Annotated in this window: 7 protein-coding genes; 2 read left to right on the top strand and 5 right to left on the bottom strand. The window is 50.0% G+C overall.

Going from position 1 to position 8,568, the window contains the following annotated elements:
• Positions 1–217 (top strand): hypothetical protein (locus FFS57_RS25635; protein WP_212749175.1); only part of this gene is annotated, 217 nt, incomplete at its 5' end.
• Here the strand turns inward: FFS57_RS25635 and queF are convergent.
• The 3 genes from queF to FFS57_RS23870 all read right to left on the bottom strand — a co-directional run bounded on the left by queF (position 185) and on the right by FFS57_RS23870 (position 5,086).
• Positions 185–1,018 carry an NADPH-dependent 7-cyano-7-deazaguanine reductase QueF gene (gene queF / locus FFS57_RS23880; protein WP_137940338.1) on the bottom strand — a complete coding sequence of 278 codons (834 nt, stop codon included), beginning with the start codon at positions 1,016–1,018 and terminating at the stop codon, positions 185–187. The genes FFS57_RS25635 and queF overlap by 33 nt on opposite strands.
• Before the next feature lie 53 nt (positions 1,019–1,071).
• Entirely contained in the window at positions 1,072–3,240 is a 2,169-nt protein-coding gene (locus tag FFS57_RS23875) for a YgiQ family radical SAM protein (protein WP_137940337.1), read from the bottom strand.
• 178 nt (positions 3,241–3,418) lie between these two features.
• Entirely contained in the window at positions 3,419–5,086 is a 1,668-nt protein-coding gene (locus FFS57_RS23870; RefSeq protein ID WP_137940336.1) for a bifunctional metallophosphatase/5'-nucleotidase, read from the bottom strand.
• A gap of 372 nt (positions 5,087–5,458) precedes the next feature.
• Between FFS57_RS23870 and sph the strand changes: the two genes are divergently transcribed.
• Positions 5,459–6,991, top strand: a complete 1,533-nt coding sequence (gene sph, locus FFS57_RS23865; protein WP_171014184.1) for a sphingomyelin phosphodiesterase — start codon at positions 5,459–5,461, stop codon at positions 6,989–6,991.
• Between the two features lies 1 nt (position 6,992).
• Here the strand turns inward: sph and FFS57_RS26335 are convergent, their stop codons facing one another.
• Positions 6,993–7,442: a hypothetical protein gene (locus tag FFS57_RS26335; RefSeq protein WP_502705942.1), complete on the bottom strand. Its 450-nt coding sequence runs from the start codon at positions 7,440–7,442 to the stop codon at positions 6,993–6,995.
• Positions 7,443–7,791: 349 nt separating this feature from the next.
• Positions 7,792–8,157: an immunity 22 family protein gene (locus FFS57_RS23855; RefSeq protein ID WP_137940334.1), complete on the bottom strand. Its 366-nt coding sequence runs from the start codon at positions 8,155–8,157 to the stop codon at positions 7,792–7,794.
• Positions 8,158–8,568: the final 411 nt, after the last annotated feature.

The raw sequence follows: 8,568 nt of genomic DNA, 5'->3' as shown, positions 1-8,568 counted from the left end.
GCCGAACTATACTCACCCTCCCCCTACTCGTCAACCATTACATGCAACTTTTTTGAAAGCTCTTGGTAAGCCCTTGATTCATCTACACCACACATTTAGCAAAGATTGCAAGCTCGTCACCCTGCCTTGCTCTTTGGTCTCGTCTTCAGCAAAAAAGACGGCTGAAATCGCCGGCTTTTATCAACTATTGTCTGACTTCATGCCAATTGGGGAATGATTCATCAACCTGGCTACTGCGAAATGGATTGATGTCCAGCCCACCTCGACGGGTATAACGTGCCCAAACAGTCAACTGGTTAGGCCGACATTGACGGGTAATGTCCATGAAAATGCGTTCGACACACTGTTCGTGAAATTCATTGTGATCACGGAATGAAACAATATAGCGGAGCAATCCTTCCCGATTGATAGGCGGTCCCACGTAGCGAATCACAACCATGCCCCAGTCCGGCTGCCCTGTTACCAGGCAATTGGATTTGAGCAGATGGGAATACAACGTTTCAGCAACGGGTGTTGTGTGTAGATTACATTGCAGAAAACCGGGATCTGGCTGGTAAGTATCAATATCAATATTGAGTTCATCCAGCAAACAGCCCTCCGGGATCACAAAAGTCCGTTGCGGCTGTTCATTCAACGAATGAATCTCGACCTTGACACTTCCACCGGCGGCTTGGCTCAAATCTCGTGCGATGGCGGCCTGTACATCACCAATCGTGTCGAACCGAGTCTGGTTAAACGAATTCAAGTAGAGCTTAAGTGACTTCGACTCAATCAGATTGGGTGTATCTACTGGAACACGAAAGGTACCAATTGCAACGACAGGCTTACCACGTACATTGAGCCAAGATAGTTCATACGCATTCCAGAGGTCTTCTCCACCAAATGGTAGTGTGTGTTGATCAATACCAATCTCCGCACGCTTGCTGGCACGTGGGATGGGATGCAACAGGTCAGGTGCGTAGTGGCTCAAGTAGGTAACCGCTTTACCCAACGGTGAGGCTTCAGGTGTGTTATGCATATGTGATGTCGTGGTATGTAAGTGCGAAGCGGGCCAACGCCCGCTTACTGATTTTATGTTCGGCTGCCCCGTGGTTTAACAAACTGCGATCGCGGGCCTTTCTGTGCTGTTACCCTGGCGCGACCGGTCGATGCTTGCTTTCCATAGCTTACTGGTGTACGACGCTCGCCAATTTTGGGGGCGGGGATTAGATGCTGTGGGCCGTTGCCAATCAAGTCCCGACGTCCTAAATTGATTAATGCTTCGCGTAACAAGGGCCAATTCTCCGGATCATGGTAGCGCAAGAATGCTTTATGCAGTTTGCGACGTTGCCCATCCCGAATCACTTCGACCTTTTCGGAGCTACGTGCCACTTTACGCAATGGATTACGCCCGGTGTGCCACATCGTAGTAGCCAACGCCATTGGTGTTGGGGTAAAAGATTGCACCTGATCAGGTTTGAAATTGTTCTTCTTGAGCCACAGCGCCAGATTCAACATGTCTTCGTCGCGTGTACCAGGATGAGCAGCAATAAAGTACGGGATCAGGTATTGCTTTTTGCCAGCCTGAGCCGAGAATCGGTCAAACAACTCCTTGAACCGCTCAAAAGCACCAATGCCGGGTTTCATCATCTTACTCAGCGGGCCTTCTTCTGTATGCTCTGGCGCTATCTTCAAGTAACCACTGACATGATGGGTCACCAGTTCCTTGATGTACTCAGGTGATTCGACAGCCAAGTCATACCGCAAACCGGACCCGATCGTGACCTTCTTCACACCCGGCATGGTACGAGCCTTTCGATAAAGCTGGATAAGGGGAGCATGATCGGTGTTCAGATTTTCGCAAATCCCCGGGTATACACAGCTGAGTCGGCGACAGGAGGATTCAATCTTTGGATCCTTACAGGCCAAGCGATACATATTTGCAGTGGGCCCACCAAGATCGGTAATGTGACCGGTGAAGCCTTTGGTCTTATCCCGGATCTCCTCGATTTCGTGCAGAATGGATTCTTCGGAACGACTTTGAATGATTCGGCCTTCGTGCTCTGTGATTGAGCAAAAAGTACAACCACCAAAACAGCCACGCATGATATTGATCGAGAACTTGATCATGTCCCATGCTGGAATACGCGCATCGCCATAGCTTGGGTGTGGGTTGCGCGCATACTGAAGGTCATAGATATAGTCCATTTCTTCGGTAGTCAATGGGATCGGAGGAGGGTTAAGCCACACATCACGCTCACCATGCATCTGAACCAGAGCACGGGCATTACCGGGGTTGGATTCCAGATGCAAGGTACGACTGGCATGGGCGTACAGAACCGGATCGTGTGCAACCGCCTCATAGGATGGAATTCGGATGGCCGTTTTTGCGCGCTGTGCTTTGCGCGCAGCAAGACGTTCATCACGAGATACGATACGGATAGGCCGCACACCCTCTGGCACAACAGGGGCTGTCGTGCCAGCAGGCTCCATTGCATACGGATCGGGGTGAGCATCGACCCGGCCCGGCATGTCAACTGTGGACGAATCCATTTCACACCAGTCATCACCCGGTAGCCAACGGTGCAATACCATAAAGGCCGTGCCGCGAACATCGCGCATCTGACCCAGTCGCTCGCCAGCAGCTGCACGATGGGCGATCTCAACCAGTGCCCGCTCAGCATTGCCAAATAACAGGATGTCCGCCTTGGAATAGATCAGCGCTGACTGACGAACCTTATCGCTCCAATAGTCGTATTGTGCAATGCGGCGCAGTGATGCCTCGATGCCACCAATCATGACATCCACACCAGGAAAAGCCTCGCGACAGCGTTGAGCATAGACCATACAGGCACGATCCGGCCGTTTGTTGCCTTCGGCATTGGGGGTATAGGCGTCATCAGAACGTGGTTTGCGATCAGCCGTGTAACGGTTGATCATCGAATCCATATTACCAGCAGTCACACCAAAGAACAGCCGGGGCTTGCCCAACGCACGAAACGCCTCGGCCGATTGCCAATCTGGCTGCGAAATGATACCAACCCGAAACCCCTGTGATTCCAGCAGGCGACCAATCAGGGCCATCCCAAAGCTGGGGTGATCAATGTACGCATCACCCGTAACAATAATAATGTCACAAGCATCCCACCCCAATTTGTCCATCTCAGCCTTGGTCATCGGCAGAAAAGGTGCAGGTTTGCGCTTTTGGATATTGATCGGGTAGGAAAAAATCGGCTTGGCTGGTGCTAGAACGGTGGTCATCGAGTACGTCAAATGCAGGATTAAGCCGTGTATTGTCGCAGATTTACCCAATTTCGGTCGAAAAAATGTTTCTTTTCATTAGCATAAACCCAATAGTCAAAAGAACTTATACCAACATCGGTGGGTAGAAACAGAAAAGCCGGGCGAAGCCCGGCTCTTCAATAGTCATACAATACGATCAGTTCAAGCGACTGATGCGATTTTGTTTCCCAGGTGCAACGGGCACATGTGACTTGAAATAGCTTTCCAGCGCATCCAGATCTACCACGCCGCCAAGTCGATTGGTCCCATTATTCAGCACGGTAAAATTATCCCCGCCAGTAGACAAGAAGTTATTGACAGTGATTCGATAACTTCCAGCGGGGTCAATCATCACCCCGTTCAGCTTGATGTTGGTTGCTTCAACACGCTCGCCCAATGGCTTATTGGCATCCCAGGTATAGGTAAATCCCGACGACACCTGTAACACTTTCGGAACCACCTGGTTGCCGCCCTTCCATTGCTGCTCCAACAATTCCTTGATCTCACTACCCTTCACCGTCATGGTCACCAGATTGTTTCCGAACGGTTGGGTTGTGAACAACTGACCATAAGTAACGTTACCTGACGCATCCGGTGTAATGGCAGTACGGATACCACCCGGGTTCATAAATGCAATTTGTGCTCCACCCAGCTTTCCATCCATGGTCGCATCCAGTTGCGAATCAGCAATGACATCACCCAGCGACGACTCTCCAGCTACATTGGCCGTGTTATCCAATTTGGCAGTTGCCATACCAATGACACGATTTTCAAGCGGCTTGACCAAAGCAGCAATACGATCAATCAGCGAGGTCTGTTGGGCATTCTTGGCTACGTCCGTCTTCACGATAAGATTGGCGGCCTTCATTTCTGTAATGTCTCGACTATGTGGATCAAGTTTGATGTCGATTTCAGTCAATAAACGACCGAAAGACATAGCACTGGTAACCAGCTTGCCGTTGATATTGCAGTTGTAAGCTTGGTGAGTGTGGCCGGTCACCACAATATCCACTGCTTTGTCGAACTTGTTGACAATATCAACGATTGGACCAGCGATACCTTTACACTCATTGTAATCGCCAGTTTGCATGCCGCCTTCATGCACCAGAACCACGATTGCTTCAACCCCTTGGGCTTTTAGCTCCGGCACCAGTTTGTTGACTGTTTCAGCTTCGTCCTTGAAATCCAGCCCAGCCACACCGGATGGTGTCACGATGGTTGGCGTTCCTTTCAGTGTCATACCGATGAACGCAACAGGAATATTGTTGAAAGTCTTAATCTGGTAAGCCGGAAACAGCGTTTTGCTGGACTTGCTGTCAACCACGTTGGCCGCCAGGAACTTGAACTTGGCACCCGTGAACTGAACCCCGCTCTGGCAACCATCCACCGGATGGCAGCCGCCATTTTGCATACGTAGCAATTCGTCTTTGCCATCGTCAAACTCATGATTACCGACAGCATTAAAATCCAGCCCCATCATATTCATTGATTCGATGGTTGGCTCATCATGGAATAGTGCTGATAGCAGTGGACTACCACCGATCAAGTCACCCGCAGTCACCACAACATGGTTCGGATTCTTGGCTTTTAAGTTACTGATCCAGGTTGCAAGAGCCTCTGCCCCCCCTGCTGGTACTTTGATGGTTTTGCTGACATCGGCAGGATCTGCAACAGTGACGGTACCCGGCGATTTCAAATTACCGTGAAAATCGTTGAAGGCAATAATTTTGACATCCACCGGATCACTTGACCCATTGGTGGTGTTACAGCCAGTCAGACTGGCCATCAAGGCCAGCGAAAGCGCCGTCAGGCGTACGTTGAACATACTCACTCTTCCTCTTTTTCTCTAAAACGCTCTGGAGACCATTCCCTGATGCATTCGCCCTGAGACTACTTGGCGGGACAACATAACGTTCTGGCTGCATATGCAGATGGAAGCGCGGGTCAACTGCCCCGCTCACATTCCTTCGTTCGATTGCACACCATGTTAAGTAACTCATGTGACATGCCAATGATGGGCACCACATTACAATCAGATCCAGCGCCGATTACAGCACATACGAACTGATATTTTATCAACGCTGCATTTTAACAAAACATCGTTAACATTCGATTTTTCCGACCTAGAATAAAAACTCGATATAAAAAGGTCGGCATTTTGCCAATGACAACAAATACATCCCCAAGGAAGAACACCGTGAATACATGCAGAATCGGTTTGATACTGACCATGCTGTACGTTGCCAATACGACACTGGCGGCTTATCCGGACGATTTGAAACTGACCACCTACAACGCCATGCTACTACCCCGCTCCGCCTACCCTAACTATGGGCAAGTTACCCGGGCACAACAGATTGCGGATGCCGCATTTTTACAACATCAGGATGTCGTGGTACTACAGGAGCTGTTTGACAACACGACCAGCGAAGACCTGCTAAACCGCCTATCTCAGCGCTTCCCATATCACACACCAGTCATCGGACGTAGCCGGTCTGGCTGGAGCAGTACAGAAGGTGGATGGCGTGATACAGCCATTGAAGACGGTGGTGTTGCCATTGCCAGCAAATGGCCGATTGTGGAAAAAGTGCAATACCTGTTTCGCACAATTGGTTGCGGTGATGACTACCCATCCCTGAAAGGCTTTGCCTATGCCAAACTGAACGCCAATGGCCAGTACTACCATATCATTGGCACACATGCACAATCTGAAAGCAGCTGGGGGTGCGGCGGCCGTGATGGTCATGCAGCCGTGCGCCAAGCACAATTCAAAGAAATTGCCGATTGGATCAAAGCCCGACGCATCCCCAGCACAGAGATGGTGCTGATTGCCGGAGATATGAATGTCAACAAGGCCAATAGTAACGAGTATCAAACCATGCTTCGTACCTTGAATGCGCATGACCCACATTATGTGGGTGTGCCCCATACATTTGACACCGTTGGCAACGGCCTTGCGCTAGAACGCTATGGTGCGCGATCTGGCGATCCCGTCGAATACCTGGATTATGTGTTTGTAGAACGCAACCATCGTCAACCCAGCTTTTGGCATAATCTGGCGATTGATCCGGCCTCACCACAGTGGCGTGTACAAGCAGCAGGTAATGGCCGAACCTATACCTATACCGATCTGTCAGACCACTACCCGGTCATGGCTTTTGCCCGTGCAGACAACCACACCCCAACCCATTCCTATGCTGACCAGGCAGGTAGCTATCGCGCAGTAACGTTTAAAAATCTGGGTAACAATCACTTCATGCAAGCAGCAACACAAGCGGATGGCTGGCTGAAGGCCGACGGCAAACAAGATAACAGCCGGACTCGCTTCAATTTATCCAACAACTTTGCAATGCGTGACAACGGCTGCATTCAGTCTGGTGAATATGTACGAGTAGAACGAGCAGATCTGCCCGGCCACTTCTGGACTTGGTATGGTCTAGCAGGTTCATACCAATATGCCTACTACACCAAGCAGGGTCCACTCAATGCCGATCCGGAACTACGCTTGCTCAACTTGAGCCGCCCGACAGACTGCCTGCAGGATGGAGACATTGTTGCATTCAGGGATTGGGCACATGCAGCCGACTATTACATGACTGCCTGGAATGGTGGCTGGGCCAATGATTGGCTGTATCTGTGGTCTGCAAGCATGGGCCCACGCGAGCAGTTTCAAATAAAAATCACAACATCATCAATGCGACTAGATTGGCGAGATCAGCTTGTGTATTGAACTAAGAAGCTGCCCTGAAGTAAGCACCCGGCCCAGACCAGTTATCCGGCTTGGTCAGTGACTTCCCGCGGGGTGCCGATCTGGTCGGTGTGGAAGTAGTATAGCTGGCTGGACTGGACTGGACCTCCCCGTGGCCGTCCTGCCATTGATCGATCCGTGCCAGCGGGGCGCAGACCTGTTCGGTTTCATAGAGATAGGTGCGTACCTGCCGGCCAGCTTCAGCAGGTGCCTGGGTGCCGACCGGGTCGTGCAGTTCCTGCAGCAGTCGCAGCCCTTGCCAGACGAAGCGGGTGTGGCTGTGCGCTTTGGCCGGGTCATTGCCATAACGCGACTGGCTGCTGACCTGCTTGCCGATGCGCCGCCCCAGTACGTCGTAATCGAAACGGGTGGTGGTGCGGGTGTCGCGTTGGGTATGTTCGGCCAGCAGCAGCCGGTCGTCGGCGTCGCACACCAACCGCAGGGTGGTGTAGCTGTTTTATAGGCCGCTATCCAGATTAACAGTATTATCAGGACATCCTGGCAGAAGCACTGTCAAAGCTTTACACCTTGAAAACAGGTTTCCTGCCTTACATTGAAATTTATAGTATCTCTTTATTTCCATCTATATTTTTGCAAACCGACCTAAAAATCATTTGGTATAGCCATCAGGGCAGGGCGGGATCCAGACTAACAGTATCACCAGAATATCCTGGCAGAAGCAATGCCAAAGCTTTACGCCCTGAAAAAAGGTTTCCAGTCTTACATTAAAATTTAAAGTATCTCTTTATTACTATCTAATTTCTTGCAAACCAACCTAATAATCATTTGGTATAGCCATAGACTCCCAAGAATTTCATCCTTCCTGCCACAGATGACAGAGCCGATGCATCGATGTCGTATATCAAATAAATTGAATTAAAAGAATCCTTACCCGCCAAGTCGGACATCAACGAGCTCAAAAAAGAATCACTGTATGAATGTGCCGCCAGAGAATTTCTCAAATCTTGCAGATCAATGAAATTTGCCTCCGAGAAATCTTCATCATACCAACCCAATTTAAAATCACTCAGAAAATCACTAGATGAATTTCCATCTTGATCATATATCTTTTGAACATGACTAAACAATTCATCCTCATTAGAGAAATTTCCAATCCATGCCGATACAACTCCGTCTTTTTCAAACATTATGTTTACTCCCACGAGTTATCCTAGCAGCTTGAACCTGACTTCAAGCCTTTCGGAAGGTCATTAACACCATTCTTCAGTCGATAGTTTGCCCAGTTATTAAGTCGCCTCTTAAAGGTGTCAAAATTATTAGACGAATCAATTATACCAAGAATCTCATTGTGTGCCGTGGTGGAGCCTGTTCCACCATGCTTCCAATCAGGATTCACCCCAGGGCGGGATCGAACTTGCCAACGGCATAAATCCAGGTGCGACAGTGCACCTCATCAAGCAACCTGGTGCCCAGTCCGGTAAGCTACGAACCCCAATCCTTCACCGTCAACCTTGGCCATGGTCCTATTCACCCACCTCGCCGATCTGCCCGACCCACGTACCCCGATCAACATTCGCCACAACCTGATGGACGTGGTG

This window comes from Chitinivorax sp. B, from assembly GCF_005503445.1.
GTDB lineage: Bacteria > Pseudomonadota > Gammaproteobacteria > Burkholderiales > SCOH01 > Chitinivorax.
The sequence above is the reverse complement of the archived record's forward strand: the minus strand, read 5'-3'. Positions and strand labels throughout refer to the sequence as shown.

Bases quoted from the DNA above. Each gene is read 5' to 3' on its own strand.
- queF (WP_137940338.1), bottom strand. From the start codon at position 1,018: ATGCATAACACACCTGAAGCCTCACCGTTGGGTAAAGCGGTTACCTAC.
- FFS57_RS23875 (WP_137940337.1), bottom strand. From the start codon at position 3,240: ATGACCACCGTTCTAGCACCAGCCAAGCCGATTTTTTCCTACCCGATC.
- FFS57_RS23870 (WP_137940336.1), bottom strand. From the start codon at position 5,086: ATGTTCAACGTACGCCTGACGGCGCTTTCGCTGGCCTTGATGGCCAGT.
- FFS57_RS23855 (WP_137940334.1), bottom strand. From the start codon at position 8,157: ATGTTTGAAAAAGACGGAGTTGTATCGGCATGGATTGGAAATTTCTCT.